The following is a 14,613-nucleotide window of genomic DNA, read 5'->3' as shown; positions in this document are numbered from 1 at the left end:
TGTATTCATCTGGTTTGCTCTTGGTTACGCTTGCTTTGCAGCTGCGCTTTTCCACTTTGCCACCAGCTAGTCCGGTTTACCCTTATGCTCAATATGCAGCGAGTACGGCTCAGCCCTTACCCTTTGCTCCAGGAGCATTGGCGTACCAATTTCCTGCCGAAAAAGTAGCGCATAATCTTGAGCGTGACCTCGATTTGTCCAGCGAAACCGACTCCAGCGCTTTGCGTGCTGAAGCAATCAAGGTGTCCGGTTATCAGAATCAAAAAAACGCTCAGGATGGCTTTATCCTGTTTTGGAATTCTGTTTCTGAAGAGCTAGAGCAGGCCTGGCGCAGCATCAGGATTATGTTTCGATAATCAATCTTGTTCCCAATACCGGCTCTGTCCGGATTTTCAACACACATTTCCATCCGAACGCATGCGTATCTGTTTTGCCACCAATAACGAGCACAAGCTTAGCGAAGTCAGGGCCCTACTGCCGTCGACAATTGAGCTGGTGAGTTTGCAGGATATTGGCTGCCTCGAAGAGTTGCCCGAAACCCAGGATACGCTCTCGGGCAATGCCCGGCAAAAAGCTGAGTACGTATGGCAGCACTACCAAACCTCTTGCTTCGCCGACGACACCGGCCTGGAGGTAGATGCCCTTGGCGGCGCGCCCGGCGTGTACTCGGCTCGCTACGCCGGCCCCCAGCGCAACGCCGCCGACAACATGGCCAAACTGCTTCAGGATTTGCCCCCCACGGCTGACCGTAGTGCCCGGTTCCGCACGGTCATTGCGCTGGTGCTGCCCAATGGAGAGTGGCAGGAATTTAATGGCGTAGTGGAAGGCCGCATTGTGGAAGAGGCACGCGGACAGGCCGGCTTCGGCTACGACCCGATTTTCGAGCCTGCTGGTCACCACCAAACCTTTGCTGAAATGACACCTGAGCAGAAGAATAGTCTGAGCCATCGGGGTCGGGCAGTAGGTCAGTTAATAACGTTTCTGGCCGAAAGGGAGAGCTAAATCAGGCTTGCTGTTTTCAGCAAAAAATGCCCCCCAGCGTGAGTTTTGCTGCTCGCTAGCTGAGACTTATGGGGCCTTTCAACGACTTTACTACAGAGACACCACTAGCCCGACACAACCACGTTTTTTCGAAAAAGACGTGACGCTGGCGTCATTTTGCTTAATTTTGCACGGTTGGCCCTGCTGGTACGGGCCGCTTTCCCACCCCATGCAACATCCTTTCATCGTCGGTATTACGGGTGGCAGCGCCTCTGGCAAAACCACCTTTCTGCGCCGTCTGCTTGCTTCTTTTCCTGAAGACGATATTTGTCTGATATCGCAGGACAACTATTACCACCCGCGTGAAAGCCAACTGGTTGACCCCAACGGCGTCACTAACTTCGACTTGCCTTCCTCTATTGACTCGGCGGCTTACGCAGCCGATGTATTGCGTATCAGTCAGGGACTGGAGGTTCGGCGCCCGGAGTACACGTTCAACAACCCGAATGTTCAGCCTAAAGAGCTGGTGTTTCGCCCTTCCCCAATTGTCGTGGTGGAGGGCATTTTTGTTTTCTACTTCGAGGAAGTAGCTCGCCTGCTCGACCTGAAGGTGTACATCGATGCTCGCGAGCACGTGAAGTTGCAGCGCCGCATTGTCCGCGACCGCGACGAGAGAGGCTACGATTTGGAAGATGTGCTCTACCGCTACACCCACCACGTAGCGCCTACTTACGAGAAATATATCAAGCCTTTTAAGCAGGATGCTGACATTGTGATTCCGAATAACCGACACTTTGATAAAGGTCTTGAGGTACTAGTGTCGTTTTTGCGCACCAAAGTGGCAGCCGCTCGCCAAGAGTAGGCTTTTTCGTAGGGAAGCAAACAGAAAGAGCGTAGCCGTGTAGCTACGCTCTTTCTGTTTAGAATAGCTATTGAGTAGTGTTTGAATGATTCATTTTTGAATCATTTGGTGGTAGCAGCAGTTGCATTTAGCAGTTAAAATAGCCCCCTGAGATGCAACTACTTTGGGCTGCGCAGCCCAAATGGCTATATTTGTAGCGTTTAGTTTGCTAATGATCTCCGCTCGCCTCACTTTTTTAGCTCATTTCCGTTTCGTGCTGCTCGCGGCTACGTTGCTATTTGTGCTAGGGCTGAACCATCGGACGGTGGCTACACTGCAGGTACCTGGGGGGCAAATGGCGCGTATTGGCGCGGCCCCGAAGGCAGCCGTAGTAAAGCAGAAAGTAACTCTGGAAGCAACGGGCAGCGTGGCCGTTTGGCTGGCCCCCACCGCTGACGCCTGGTTTCCAGCGTCGGTGCCGCTTACCTGGCCTCGCCTGCTGGCGCAGACCTTGAAATTTGCCCCCCAGCCCGGTGCTTTACCGGATTTTTTCCGCGCCCGCCTGCTTTTGGCCGCGCTCTCGCCACAGGCGCCCTAGCTGAGTTGCTGCCTTCTACTGAATAAAAAGCTAATGCGCCGCTAGTGCCGGGTGCTTATCGCTTTCGCCAATCCACTTCAGTAGAAAAACAGCATTTGAAGTACTCAGCATAATAGTATAATAGCACAGTAACAAATCAACTACTTAGTATGCGTAATAAAGGACTTATTATCGCCCTCACCCTTATTGTATCGGTGTTGTGCATTTACTTCCTGTCGTTCACCATGGTGTCGCGCCGGGTGCAGCAACAGGCTGAAACGTATGCCACCCGCAACGGGGAGGTGAACCAGCTGAAGCGTCAGCGCTACCTCGACTCGGTATGGCGCGCGCCTGTGATTAACGTTCTGGGGGTAGACTACACTTACAAGGATGTGCGCCAGAGCGAGTTGGGCCTTGGCCTTGACTTGAAAGGCGGCATGCACGTGACGCTGGAAGTATCGCCCGTTGAGATTGTGCGGGCCATGTCCGGCAACTCAAAAGATGCTGCTTTCACTAAAGCGCTGGCGCAGGCTCAGGAGTTGCAAAAGACCAACTCGGGCACGCCATTCACGTCGTTGTTTGCTCAGGCATATCGTTCAATTGCGCCTGATGGAAAACTGGCTCGCATTTTCGCGAACACCACCAACAAAAGCCGTGGCATCGACATCAACTCCACGAATCCCCAGATTATTGGTGCAATCGACCGGGAAGTGGAAGAAGCTATCGACCGCTCTTTCAACATCCTGCGTACCCGCGTTGACAAGTTTGGTGTAAATCAGCCCAACATTCAGCGGGTGAAAGGCACGGGTCGCATTCAGATTGAATTGCCCGGCGTTGATAACCCTGAGCGTGTACGCAAGCTGTTGCAAGGCCAAGCTAAACTGGAATTCTGGGAAGTATGGCGCAACGACGAATTTGCCCCCTACCTCAATCAACTAAATGAAGTGCTGGTAGCTAAAGACGCTACCAATAAGCCTGCGGTAGCCGCCACAACTACCGACACTGCTGCTACCGCCGTCACTGGCGATTCTACCTCGCTGGCCAGCCAGCTTGCCAAGAAGAACGCGGCGGCTACTACCGACTCTGCCAACCTACAACAGAGCAGCCTGTTGGCTCGCTTGTTCACGATGCCCGGAGCGCTTGGTTCCAACGTACGCGACACTGCTCGGGTGAATGACCTACTAGCTAGTGCGGAAGCTAAAGCAGTTTTGCCCCCCAATCTGAAGTTCCTGTGGGATGTGAAGCCTACTGTAGTAGACAAGCAGGAATATTTGCAGCTCTACGCTATTCGCAAAACGACTGATGCCGTAGCGCCCTTGGGTGGTGAAGTAGTAAGCGACGCCCGCCAGGATTACGACCAAGGCGGACGCCCTGAAGTTTCAATGCAAATGAACCCCACTGGCGCCCGCCGGTGGCAGAAGCTAACCGCCGCCAATGTTGGCCGTCAGGTAGCCATCGTGCTTGATGACAATGTGTACTCTGCACCGGTAGTACAAGCTGAAATTTCGGGGGGCAATTCCAGCATCTCCGGCAATTTTACGATTGAAGAAGCCCAAGACTTATCCAATGTATTGAAGGCTGGTAAGCTGCCCGCTCCTACGCGCATTGTAGAAGAGGCCGTTGTTGGTCCGTCATTGGGTAAGGAAGCTATTGCTCAGGGTTTGTACTCTTCGCTGGCTGGTCTGATTATCATCATCGTTTTCATGGGCCTATACTATGGTAAGGCCGGTATGGTAGCTAACCTGGCTCTTATCTTCAACATCTTCCTGGTGTTGGGTGTACTGGCGCAGTTTGGCACTGCCCTCACGCTTCCCGGTATTGCCGGTTTGGTATTGACTTTCGGTATGGCGGTTGATGCCAACGTACTGATCTTCGAGCGGATACGCGAGGAACTACAGGCAGGCTTGAGTATTCAGGATGCGGTTAACAAAGGCTATAGCCTTGCGTTCTCAGCTATCTTCGACTCCAACATCACTACGCTTCTCATCGCCCTTATCCTAGGTTTTTTCGGTACGGGGCCGGTACAAAGCTTCGCTATCACGCTCGGAATCGGTATTCTTACCTCATTCCTGACGGCTGTGTTCCTCTCTCACCTCATCATCGATTGGATGATTAAGGGTAAGACTACCGCGAACCTAAGCTTCAAAGGTCCTCTCTCCCTTAACCTGAATAAGGCCTTCAACTTTGACATCGTAGGCAAACGTAAGATTGCTTACATAGCCTCCACCGCCGTTATCATATTTGGCTTTGTGTTGATGGCTATTCAGGGCGGGCCAAACTTGGGCGTTGACTTCCGGGGTGGCCGGAGCTACACCGTCGATTTCAACAAAAACATGGTAGCCTCCGATGTTCGGGCCGCACTAGCCGATGACTTGGAAGGTGCGGGCACCGAAGTGAAAACGTTCGGCGCGCCTAACCGCCTGCGCATCACTACCAGCTACTTGGCTAACGACGAGAGCACTGAGGCTGATCAAAAAGTGGAACAAGCCGTACAAGTGGGTCTGCGTCAGTACGCCTCAGCTAATCCAGTTATTAAAAGCAGCTCGAAAGTAGGCGCTACCGTAGCCGACGACATCAAGCAGTCATCAGTAATTAGCCTGCTGCTATCCGTTATCGGCATCTTCGTGTATGTGCTCTTCCGCTTCGAAAAATGGCAGTATTCTATGGCCGCCGTTGTCGCTTTGTTGCATGACGTGCTGATCGTAATCGTGGCTTTCCCGATTGCTCGTCTTTTTGGTGTTACCTACGAAATGGACCAGGTGTTTGTGGCCTCAGTGCTTACCATTTTGGGTTTCTCCATCAACGATACCGTGGTTATTTACGACCGTATCCGGGAGTACTTGGAGGAGAACCCCAAGCTGACGTTTGCTCAGGTAGCAAACCCAGCGTTGAACAGCACCTTCTCTCGCACAATTATCACTTCTGCTACGGTATTGATGGTGGTAATCGTGTTGTTCATCTTTGGTGGTGAAACCCTGCGCTCCTTCTCTTACTCCATGATTGTGGGTGTAATTGTGGGTGCCTATTCGACACTGTTTATTGCCACTCCGCTTGTGTTGGATACCTATGGCAGCAAGGAGCGCCGTCATCACGATCCGCTGGCTACCGACACACCTGACACTGACGCGTCGAAGCTCTCGCCCTCGACGGCTACGCGCTAGGCTTAGTTTACCAGCATAAAAAAGCCCCCCAGAATAGTTCTGGGGGGCTTTTTTATGCTGGTAATTTATTAAATCGTAATGCCTTCGGCTACTACTTCTTTTACCTCGGGGACCATACGCTTAAGCAGGTTTTCGATACCCGACTTGAGCGTGACAGTAGCCGATGGGCAACCTGAGCACGAGCCTTGCAAGTTCACGGTCACGATGCCGTCTTGGTAGCTTTTGAAGGTGATATTGCCACCATCCTGCTCCACGGCGGGCCGCACATAGTTTTCGAGCAGATCAATAATCTTTTGGCTTGTTTGCTGATCCTGCTCGGAATGGCTGCCGTTGGCGGCAATTTCCTGCGCGGCCTTCTGCTCAGCCGCCGGATCGACGAGGAAAATAGGACCACCAGCCTCTACATACGACTTCAGGAAACTGCGGAGCTCCGGGATGAGGTGTGCCCACTGATGATCAGTGGTCTTGGTGATGGTAACAAAGTTGGCTGCAATGAATACACGACCGACGTAGTCGAAGTTGAACAGTTCCTGAGCCAACGGCGAGTTCGACGCAGCTTCCAGGTTAGGATAATCCACGCTCACCCCTTCGCTGAGGAACTGGGTGTTGAGCACGAATTTCATGGATTCGGGATTGGGGCTGGCTTCGGCGTATATAGAAACCGGAGCGGCCGGGGCAGTTAGTTCAGCCATAAGGTTGAAGGGCTTAAAAGCGAGAATACGAAGAGAAATTACGCAGGTTAACGGTGAATTGCTAGCCCGTTAGAGCTAAAACCACCGACGCCTGCCGGATGTTGCAAAGATACCAAAACCACGGGGAATGCTGGGGCGGCAGCTCTTTCCCTACCGCATCTCTGTGAATGTCCTACACCTTATTGGCCCGGCTGCGCAGCAGCATATCCGCCAGTACCAAGTTGGTCATAGCATCCACGATGGGCACGGCGCGGGGCAGCACGCATGGGTCGTGCCGGCCTTTACCGGCCAATGTAATTTCCTCGCCTTGGTCGTTTATGGTAGTTTGGGGCTGCAAAATGGTCGCCACAGGCTTGAAGGCCACCCGAAAATAAATATCCTGCCCATTCGAAATGCCCCCCTGTATGCCCCCCGAGTGGTTGGTGCGGGTGCGCACGGCCCCAGCTTCGTCAGTATAAAAAGCATCGTTGTGCTCCGAGCCGAATAACAGTGTACCCTCAAATCCGGAGCCGTATTCGAAGCCCTTCACGGCATTGATGCTGAGCATTGCCTTGCCCAATTCAGCGTGCAGCTTATCAAACACGGGCTCGCCCAGGCCAGCGGGCACCCCACGTACCACGCCTGTCACCAAGCCACCAACAGTATCTTGTCGGTCGCGGGTCTGGCGGATGAGGCTCATCATCCGCTCGGCGGTGGCGGGATCAGGGCAGCGCACGGCGTTGCTTTCTATTAGAGTCAAATCGAGCTGCTCATACCCCACTGGCACGGCTACGCCGCCTACCTGCGACACGTAGCTTTGCGCCACAATGCCATAATGAGCTAACAACTGAGCGGCCACAGCACCGGCTGCCACGCGGGCCGCCGTCTCGCGGGCCGAACTACGGCCCCCACCCCGATAGTCGCGGCGACCATACTTCATATCGTAGGTATAGTCGGCGTGCGATGGGCGGTAGGCATGCTCCACGTGGGCGTAGTCGTGGCTGGCTTGGTCCTGGTTGCGGATAAGCAAGCTAATGGGCGTACCAGTCGTTTTGCCCTCAAACAACCCAGACAAAATCTCAACCTTATCAGCCTCGCTACGGGGCGTAGTTAAGTCTGATTGGCCCGGCCGCCGCCGGTCCAGCGCCGTCTGAATTGTATCGGTGGTAACGGCCAGACCAGCCGGGCAGCCATCTATTATTACGCCAATACCAACCCCGTGCGACTCTCCAAATGTGGTGATTCGAAATAGCTTACCAAAAGAGTTACTCATATGAAATACGCTAGTAGTTAGAAGCCTGACCTCAAAAGCTGAATCTAAAGTGGCTTCAAAGCTACTAACAAAGCTGCGGCCGGGCTGGTCAGACGCGACGTAAGTTTAGTCTATATTACCTGTTTAAGTCCGCGCCGCCAATTCAATTTCATGAAGCATTAGGGCTCCACACGGCGGCCACGCCACCAGCCTATTCCCGCCAGAATGAGCAGCGCCCCCAGAATAATATTGGCGTAACGGCGCACAGCGGCATACGCATCCACTGGCTGCAAAGTATTGTCGGCGGAGGTCAGCACTTGCTGATAAAAAGGATCGTCGGGCCGGGCGTGGAAGGCAGCTCCGGCTTGCTTCTGCCCCTGCACCTGGGGGGCAATTTCGGGCCGCAGCGTATCGTAGCGGGCTGTGGTCGGATTAAAAATAATAAGCGAAAACAAGCTATCGAGCGGCACTGGACCCGGCTTAGTTGGCACCAGGCGGTAGCGAAACTGCTTGCTGCCGCCTACCCTTCCGCTTTGGCGCTTTAGCTCCTGCTGCACATCGGGCCCATAAATTTCCAGCCTGGGCCTGGACTGCGGCGGCTGGGGGGCATTTAGCGTGCTTAGGTTGCCTTCCCCTTCCACTATAAAGGAGTAAGTAAATGGCTGCCCCGTGCGAAAAGTAGTGCGGTCGATAGCTTCCCTCAACTGATAATTACCTACCGGCACCTGGTCGCGGAGCGGATGAGGCGGCAGCACCCGCACCGGAATAGTGCGGGCCGTGGTGCGGTAGGTTTTGTAGCCGGCCAGCCGGTTATCGAGGCCCGCTTCGGGCTTTTTGGCTATGCGGTACTTAATCATTTGCAAAGCCACCTCCGGAAATACTAAAGGCTGAGCGTTGAGCGGATAAAATTCTGCCTCATATAAGCGGTAGCGCAAGTAGGTTTTGCCCCCTGCTACTACTGTTTCGGGATAAATCTCCTGCTCGTCGAACGACTCTTCCCAAGCTGTAGGCTGCCTCAATTGGCGTAGAATATCGGGGAGCTGGCCGGCAAAGTTGTGAAAGGCCAGTAGGCCCTGGTCGGCGGGCGTGAGGTAGAAGTACAGCCCAATATGCACACCTTCACCCGTAAAAATGGTCGTTTTGTCGGGGACCAAAGCCAGAAAAGCGTTGTCCTTGGGCTCCATATATTCCTGGGGCTTAGGTTTGCCAAACAACTGGTCCAGCAGTCCAATGCCCGGTGCTTCCTGCGCGGGCGCGGGGGGCGGAGTAGCCGGGACCGAGGTGGTGGCGGGCTGCGTTTTTACGGTTAGGGTGGCACCCGGTGAGCGTATAGTCAGCCCATTAACGGTCATAGTGAATGGCTTCACCACAAATTCACCCTCATCATAAGCCGCGTAACGCTGCGTGATGGTCAGCTCCGACGAGCTTTGCCCGTTTACGATACGGGTGGTAGTGGTGCTCGATTTTCCGCTCTTTTTAAATCCTTCCAGATCTGGGAACGCAGAGTAGCGCTCCAGCGGCGCCCCGCTCAGGCTAAAACTGATGGTATAGTATTCATTAATGGGAAATTCTGCTTTGCCCAGAATAATGCGCGCCTTTGCATCAGGAGCTTGCGCCTGAACGCCCTCTCCGAACAACAAAACCAGAAAAAAAGCCCCCCACAGAGCAAACCATCGACTGAACATAGCAATACAGGACAACCTACCAAAGCTACGCAGAAAGTGGGTTTGGTGCCAGCAGCCCCATTTTTTGCAACTGGACTAATATTTTGTTTAAGACTTATGACAAAAAGTTACACAAAATAAAATCGCTCACTGCAATCCGATCTGTGAACTGAGCCGTAAGTGGTGTTTAAATAATCTTCTTTTCTAAGATTATTACAAAAAACGCCTACACAGGCGTGCTGGAAAGCTATTGCCTAAACTTTTCTTCACTATTCACCCTAATTTTTTTCTCATGTCCAAGATCACCAAAGCAGGCGGAGACGATACTGGCTTTGATAAGCCCTTATACGTGCCCATCAAGCGTCGCTCATTCTTTATGTATGCCGGTGCTACGGCTGGTGCCACGGCTTTACTTCTATCAGGTTGCGATGACGATGAAGTATTCCCTGACCCCGCAGCTCCTACCCCGCCCGTTACACCTACTCCCGGTGCCACTACCGTTAGTGTAGGCTCAGGTGATGTGGGCGTGTTGAACTATGCATATGCCTTGGAGCAGCTAGAAGCGGCTTTCTATACCCAGCTGCGGACGGGCTCTTACTATACTGGCCTGAATGCCAGCAGCGCAGAACGTCAGATATTGGACGACCTTTATTATCACGAAGTTATTCACCGCGAGTTCTTTAAGGCAGCTATTACTGGCGCAGCCCCAACGGCTATTATTAAGGACCTCACTCCAAACTTCAGCGCTATCAACTTTAATGATCGGGCCAGTGTGTTGGGTGCCGCCAAAGCATTCGAAGACTTAGGCGTATCGGCATACAACGGTGCCGGCCGGTTTATCTCTACTACCGGCAATGGTCCTCTCTATTTGCTGCTGGCTGGCAAAATCGTTTCGGTTGAAGCTCGTCACGCCGCAATCATCCGTGACTTGCTGCAGGAAGGCAATTTCGTTGGAACTGACGTGATTAACTCAAGTGGCTTAGAAATCTCTAAAACCCCAACGGAAGTTGTAGCTGCCGCCAACACATTCTTGGCTGAAGGCTCTAAGCTGAATGTTTCCGGCCTTGTGTAACGCAGGTTGCCTGTAGTCTTCATCCCCACTCAATCATTGACTTGTAGTTATGAACATCTTCCAAATAATTTCTGAAATCGAGAAAGTAGACCCTGAGGTGTACGATCGTCTGGATTCTCGCCGCAGCATTTTCAAGCACATGAGCGGCATGGGCAAAACCCTGGCTGCCGCCGCAGTGCCGATGGCGTTCGGTGCCGTTCTGAACAAGGCGTATGCGCAAACCAGCATGGCACCCGGCGTAAATGATGTTCTCAACTTCGCTTTGAAGCTGGAATATCTGGAGGCCGCTTTCTACAACCAAGGCTTAGGTGCCATGGGCGCTACGGCTACTGCTGTACAAACTGCCCTGCGTGCTGGCTTCAGCGCCACCAACCTGGCGGCCCTGGAAAAAATTCGTAACGACGAAACGGCTCACGTAGCCTTTCTGCGCACGGCTCTAGGCACGAACGCTATTGATGCCCCAGCCGCTAATACGTTCGACTTCACGGGTGGCAAAGGTGGTACTCCTGGTCCTTTTGCCACGGTATTCACTGCCCCTGCTACCTTCCTGGCCGTAGCGCAGGCACTAGAAGACACAGGCGTACGTGCCTACAAAGGCGGTGCTCCTTACCTTGCCAGCAACAAAGACGTGCTAACCGCAGCTCTGAACATTCACTCGGTAGAAGCTCGTCACGCCTCGCGTATTCGTACGATGCGTCGTGCTGGTGCCATGAACAATGCAGCTTCGCAAACCGCTGCTGCCGGCACTGACCGAAGCGCTTCGCCTAAGAGTTGGGTTTCTGGCAACGACGGTGGCGGACCAGCCCCAGCACAAACGGCCCCAGTATACGCCATGGGCGCTGCTCCAGCTTACACTCCTGCGGTTATCACCTTCCCTGGTGAAGAAAACGTGACGCAAGGCGGTGTAAACCTTCAGACAGCTTTATCTTCTTTGAACTTCCCAGCGGCGGCCTTCTCGGAGGCTTTCGATGAGGCGCTACCCGTACCAGTAGTATCGGATATCGCTCGTACGTTCGTAATTACTGGCAGCACGTTCATCTAGTCGCTGCCCACTGTTATTTTCTTGAAAAGGACGGCCTACGGGTCGTCCTTTTTTGTTTTTTAGCTCAACCATGCAACACTTTACCGCTTTGCACGCTCCTACCCATAACCGGAGTTGGCTTATCGGGCTATCTTTGCTTGTGTTGTGCCCGCTTTCGCTTCTGGGGGGCTTTTTTAGATTGATTCTTTCGCTTTTATGGATACGAAATCTACTTCTCTCTCTCGCCTGTTTTCGGCGCGACCGGTGCTAAGACGTACTTTTTTCAGAGTAGCCGGCGCTACGGCCGCTTCATCAGCTTTGGTATTGGCGGGCTGCGACAAAGAAGACGAAACGCCGGAGGTTACGCCCGAGCAGGCATTTACCCTCGGCACCGGCGACACTGGCCTGCTCAACTATGTTTATCTGCTGGAGCAATTGGAGGCCGCTTTCTACGATAAAGTAGTAGCCACGCCCCCCGCCGATATGCCGTCCACTGAACTGGCCTACTTCACCGATATACGCGACCACGAAGTCATTCACCGCGAGTTCTTCAAGTTTGCGCTGGGCACGAGCGCCATCGGTACGGCTGTATTCAACTTCAGCTCCTTTACACTAACCACGCGCGCAGGAGTACTCGCAGCCGCTCAAACGCTGGAAGACCTGGGAGTAGCCGCCTACAATGGCGCCGGCAAGCTCTTCACCGATCCGGTATACTTGGGCATAGCGGGCAAAATTGCCTCCGTAGAAGCGCGCCACGCGGCCTTGGTCCGTGACCTGGTGCAGCCCAATTCGTTCGCTACGGCCGATGTAGTCGTCAATGATGGTAGCGCGCTTGATGGGCTCGATGCGGCCAAAACGCCTGCTCAGGTAATAGCCGTGGTAAACACTTTTCTCAACATTACTATCTCGGCGGCCAGCCTTCCTGCCTAAGCGTCTTCGGTTACTCCTGCGTTATGAATATTCTTAAACTCCTCGCCGATCTGGCCGAAGTAGATCCCACCCTGTACGACCGGCTTAGCTCGCGTCGGGCCGCATTTGCCCCCCTGAGTCAGTTAGGTCGTAAGGCGGCGCTAGCTGCGTTGCCCCTGGCACTTGGCACGGCCATCATGCCGGCCCAGGCCCGCGACATCCGCACTATCCTCGACTCCCTGAACCTCGCCCTTATACTGGAATACCTCGAGAGCGAGTTTTATGCCCGCGCTCTGGGGCTAGTGGCTGGCGCGCCCAGCGTGCCCGCCGGTTTCTTCCCTGCGGGCACTCGCCCGGCAATTGAGACTATCTATCGCCACGAGCAGCAGCACGTGCGGTTTATGGAGCGCGTTATTCAGGCGTCGGGCGGCACGCTGCCTACTAAGCCCCGCTTCGACTTCACAGGCAGTAAGAATGGCGCTCAACCCGCCGTATTCGCTGATGTGTTTACAAACTTCGACACGTTTCTGCAAGTAGCTCAAACTCTGGAAGATGCCGGCGTACGGGCTTACAAAGGGCAGGTTGGTTTCCTGCAAACGGATAATTCACTGCTCGAAGCAGCTTTGCGTATTCATTCTGTAGAGGCTCGGCACGCGTCCCACATTCGCAGTATGCGGCGGGCTCGGGGGGCAAATGTCAAGAACTGGGTAAGCGCGAGTGATACCAGTATTGCGGTGCCAGGCAAAACCGACGCGGTATACGCTAGCGAAGACTTAGTCAATCAGTTTATGGCTGGCCTCAGACAAGTACCCTTCGATCAGGCACCGCTGAACACGGTAGTAGCCGTAGCTAAAGTGGCTGAGGCCTTCGATGAGCCGATACCAGCCAGCACGGCGACTTCGCTCGTAAGTATTTTCACCTACTAACAGACAGGTTACTGATAAACCCTGATTTTATACTTAATATACTTCTAAAGAGCGACTTATGTCGCTCTTTTTTCATTCATGAGCTTGCAACCTGATTGGGACATATCTTATCTTTGGTATTATTCTCTAATGGCGTTGTACCATTTGAAAATATACTAACGCTTTTGCTCCTCGGAGAAAGCCTTTTTATGTGGCTTTCGTATATCTATTACCCCTCGCGTCCTACCCTTTACCACCCACCTTTATTACTATTCATTGCGATGTTGGAATATGCGAAAACCATTCTGCTTAAAGTAAGCTTCGACAAAATCCTATTTGAAAAAGAGTTGCGCAAGGCCCTTCGCATGCTTGTGCCAGAAGAGTTAACTCAACTAAAAACCTGGTGCTACGAGCAGTTCGCGAGCATCTACCAGCGCATACTCAACCGCGTTTTTGCCCAAGCTGCTTAAAGCCGAAGGTAAGTACCCATCCAGGCAAGAGCCACAAGCCAGGAAAGCCACTCAGGCTTCCTCGCTCGTGGCTCTTGCTTCGTTATAAGAAGTGGAGTCAGTCTCGCTTACAAACTGAATAGTACGCGTGAGACCCGCGTAGCCCGTACGCTTTACCGCCGACTGCCGAAACAGCTCCGTAAATAGCTCGTGGGTAATTTCCTGCCAATCGGAAGTGCGCATTTCCTTGAATTGGGGGTGAGCCCGAAACTGCAGTTCTTGGTGAGGCTTGGCGAAGCGGTTCCAGGGGCACACGTCCTGGCAGATGTCGCAGCCAAAAACCCAGTTACCCAATTTGCCCCCCACCTCCGTCGGAATCTGGTCCTTTAGCTCAATAGTGAAATAGCTGATGCACTTGCTGCCATCCACCACATAGGGCTCCGAAATGGCGTCGGTGGGGCAAGCGTCCATGCACTTGCGACAGGTACCGCAGTAGTCTTTGATGGGACCGTCGGGGGTCAACTCCAGGTCTACAATTAGCTCGGCAATGAAGTAAAAGCTGCCTACGCCGGGCGTGATGAGGTTGGAGTTTTTGCCCACCCAGCCCAGGCCGCTTTTCTTGGCCCACACCTTGTCCATCACCGGCGCCGAATCGACGAACACGCGGCCGCCTACTTCGCCTATTTCCTGCTGAATATCGGCCAGCAGCGTTTTGAGCTTGTCTTTGATGACGAAGTGATAATCGCGGCCGTAGGCGTATTTGCTGATGTGCAGCGTATCAGCGGGCTGCTGGTCTTCCTCGGCAGGGTAATAATTCAATAGAAGCGAAATCACCGATTTGGCCCCATCTACCAACAGGCGCGGGTCGAGGCGCTTATCGAAGTGATTGGCCATGTAGCCCATCTGCCCGTGCATCTGCCGGTTGAGCCAGTTTTCGAGGCGGGGGGCTTCTTCCTCCAGAAATTCCGCCTTCGAGATGCCGCAGTACATAAAGCCCAGCTCTGCCGCCCGGCGCTTGATAAAAGCGGCATTACGGCTTTGGATGGTTTCGCTTACGGTCACGGAGTATACTGAAAATGTCGCTCAAAACGGCTGCAACAAGATAAAAAA

14 protein-coding genes are annotated in these 14,613 nt (G+C 53.4%); 10 read left to right on the top strand and 4 right to left on the bottom strand.

What is annotated here, in order from left to right:
• Positions 1–35: 35 nt before the first annotated feature.
• From H8B13_RS06340 to secDF, 5 genes are all read left to right on the top strand, one after another.
• On the top strand, positions 36–356 hold the full coding sequence (locus H8B13_RS06340; protein WP_187309962.1) for a hypothetical protein: 321 nt from the start codon (positions 36–38) through the stop codon (positions 354–356).
• A gap of 61 nt (positions 357–417) precedes the next feature.
• A complete protein-coding gene (locus H8B13_RS06335) occupies positions 418–1,002 on the top strand; it encodes a non-canonical purine NTP diphosphatase (RefSeq protein ID WP_187309961.1) in 585 nt (194 codons plus the stop codon).
• A 208-nt stretch (positions 1,003–1,210) separates the two neighbouring features.
• Positions 1,211–1,843: a uridine kinase gene (locus H8B13_RS06330; RefSeq protein ID WP_133271753.1), complete on the top strand. Its 633-nt coding sequence runs from the start codon at positions 1,211–1,213 to the stop codon at positions 1,841–1,843.
• A gap of 211 nt (positions 1,844–2,054) precedes the next feature.
• Entirely contained in the window at positions 2,055–2,420 is a 366-nt protein-coding gene (locus tag H8B13_RS06325) for a hypothetical protein (RefSeq protein ID WP_187309960.1), read from the top strand.
• Between the two features lie 149 nt (positions 2,421–2,569).
• The gene (secDF, locus tag H8B13_RS06320) at positions 2,570–5,560 is read left to right on the top strand and encodes a protein translocase subunit SecDF (RefSeq protein WP_187309959.1); all 2,991 of its coding nucleotides are present in this window, start codon (positions 2,570–2,572) and stop codon (positions 5,558–5,560) included.
• Between the two features lie 68 nt (positions 5,561–5,628).
• Here the strand turns inward: secDF and H8B13_RS06315 are convergent, their stop codons facing one another.
• From H8B13_RS06315 to H8B13_RS06305, 3 genes are all read right to left on the bottom strand, one after another.
• Positions 5,629–6,252 (bottom strand): NifU family protein, encoded by a 624-nt coding sequence (locus H8B13_RS06315; protein WP_187309958.1) that lies wholly within the window; start codon positions 6,250–6,252, stop codon positions 5,629–5,631.
• A 172-nt stretch (positions 6,253–6,424) separates the two neighbouring features.
• A complete protein-coding gene (gene aroC, locus H8B13_RS06310) occupies positions 6,425–7,504 on the bottom strand; it encodes a chorismate synthase (protein ID WP_187309957.1) in 1,080 nt (359 codons plus the stop codon).
• Positions 7,505–7,662: 158 nt separating this feature from the next.
• Positions 7,663–9,123 carry a BatD family protein gene (locus H8B13_RS06305; protein WP_187309956.1) on the bottom strand — a complete coding sequence of 487 codons (1,461 nt, stop codon included), beginning with the start codon at positions 9,121–9,123 and terminating at the stop codon, positions 7,663–7,665.
• Between the two features lie 316 nt (positions 9,124–9,439).
• Here H8B13_RS06305 and H8B13_RS06300 point away from each other — a divergent pair, with 316 nt between their 5' ends.
• The 5 genes from H8B13_RS06300 to H8B13_RS06280 all read left to right on the top strand — a co-directional run bounded on the left by H8B13_RS06300 (position 9,440) and on the right by H8B13_RS06280 (position 13,524).
• Positions 9,440–10,219, top strand: a complete 780-nt coding sequence (locus tag H8B13_RS06300; RefSeq protein ID WP_187309955.1) for a ferritin-like domain-containing protein — start codon at positions 9,440–9,442, stop codon at positions 10,217–10,219.
• A gap of 49 nt (positions 10,220–10,268) precedes the next feature.
• Positions 10,269–11,261 carry a ferritin-like domain-containing protein gene (locus H8B13_RS06295; RefSeq protein WP_187309954.1) on the top strand — a complete coding sequence of 331 codons (993 nt, stop codon included), beginning with the start codon at positions 10,269–10,271 and terminating at the stop codon, positions 11,259–11,261.
• A gap of 195 nt (positions 11,262–11,456) precedes the next feature.
• Entirely contained in the window at positions 11,457–12,170 is a 714-nt protein-coding gene (locus H8B13_RS06290; RefSeq protein ID WP_187309953.1) for a ferritin-like domain-containing protein, read from the top strand.
• A gap of 23 nt (positions 12,171–12,193) precedes the next feature.
• Positions 12,194–13,075 (top strand): ferritin-like domain-containing protein, encoded by an 882-nt coding sequence (locus tag H8B13_RS06285; RefSeq protein ID WP_187309952.1) that lies wholly within the window; start codon positions 12,194–12,196, stop codon positions 13,073–13,075.
• 260 nt (positions 13,076–13,335) lie between these two features.
• Positions 13,336–13,524, top strand: a complete 189-nt coding sequence (locus H8B13_RS06280; protein ID WP_187309951.1) for a hypothetical protein — start codon at positions 13,336–13,338, stop codon at positions 13,522–13,524.
• 51 nt (positions 13,525–13,575) lie between these two features.
• Here H8B13_RS06280 and queG read toward each other — a convergent pair whose 3' ends face one another.
• Positions 13,576–14,565, bottom strand: coding sequence for a tRNA epoxyqueuosine(34) reductase QueG (queG, locus tag H8B13_RS06275; RefSeq protein WP_315985110.1), 990 nt, complete (start codon positions 14,563–14,565; stop codon positions 13,576–13,578).
• Between the last annotated feature and the right edge of the window lie 48 nt (positions 14,566–14,613).

This window comes from Hymenobacter sp. BT188 (assembly GCF_014333585.1).
Taxonomy (GTDB): Bacteria; Bacteroidota; Bacteroidia; order Cytophagales; family Hymenobacteraceae; genus Hymenobacter.
The sequence above is the reverse complement of the archived record's forward strand: the minus strand, read 5'-3'. Positions and strand labels throughout refer to the sequence as shown.

Coding starts and splice junctions, on each gene's coding strand:
- H8B13_RS06335 (WP_187309961.1), top strand. CDS start 418: ATGCGTATCTGTTTTGCCACCAATAACGAGCACAAGCTTAGCGAAGTC.
- H8B13_RS06330 (WP_133271753.1), top strand. CDS start 1,211: ATGCAACATCCTTTCATCGTCGGTATTACGGGTGGCAGCGCCTCTGGC.
- H8B13_RS06325 (WP_187309960.1), top strand. CDS start 2,055: ATGATCTCCGCTCGCCTCACTTTTTTAGCTCATTTCCGTTTCGTGCTG.
- secDF (WP_187309959.1), top strand. CDS start 2,570: ATGCGTAATAAAGGACTTATTATCGCCCTCACCCTTATTGTATCGGTG.
- H8B13_RS06315 (WP_187309958.1), bottom strand. CDS start 6,252: ATGGCTGAACTAACTGCCCCGGCCGCTCCGGTTTCTATATACGCCGAA.
- aroC (WP_187309957.1), bottom strand. CDS start 7,504: ATGAGTAACTCTTTTGGTAAGCTATTTCGAATCACCACATTTGGAGAG.
- H8B13_RS06300 (WP_187309955.1), top strand. CDS start 9,440: ATGTCCAAGATCACCAAAGCAGGCGGAGACGATACTGGCTTTGATAAG.
- H8B13_RS06295 (WP_187309954.1), top strand. CDS start 10,269: ATGAACATCTTCCAAATAATTTCTGAAATCGAGAAAGTAGACCCTGAG.
- H8B13_RS06290 (WP_187309953.1), top strand. CDS start 11,457: ATGGATACGAAATCTACTTCTCTCTCTCGCCTGTTTTCGGCGCGACCG.
- H8B13_RS06285 (WP_187309952.1), top strand. CDS start 12,194: ATGAATATTCTTAAACTCCTCGCCGATCTGGCCGAAGTAGATCCCACC.
- H8B13_RS06280 (WP_187309951.1), top strand. CDS start 13,336: ATGTTGGAATATGCGAAAACCATTCTGCTTAAAGTAAGCTTCGACAAA.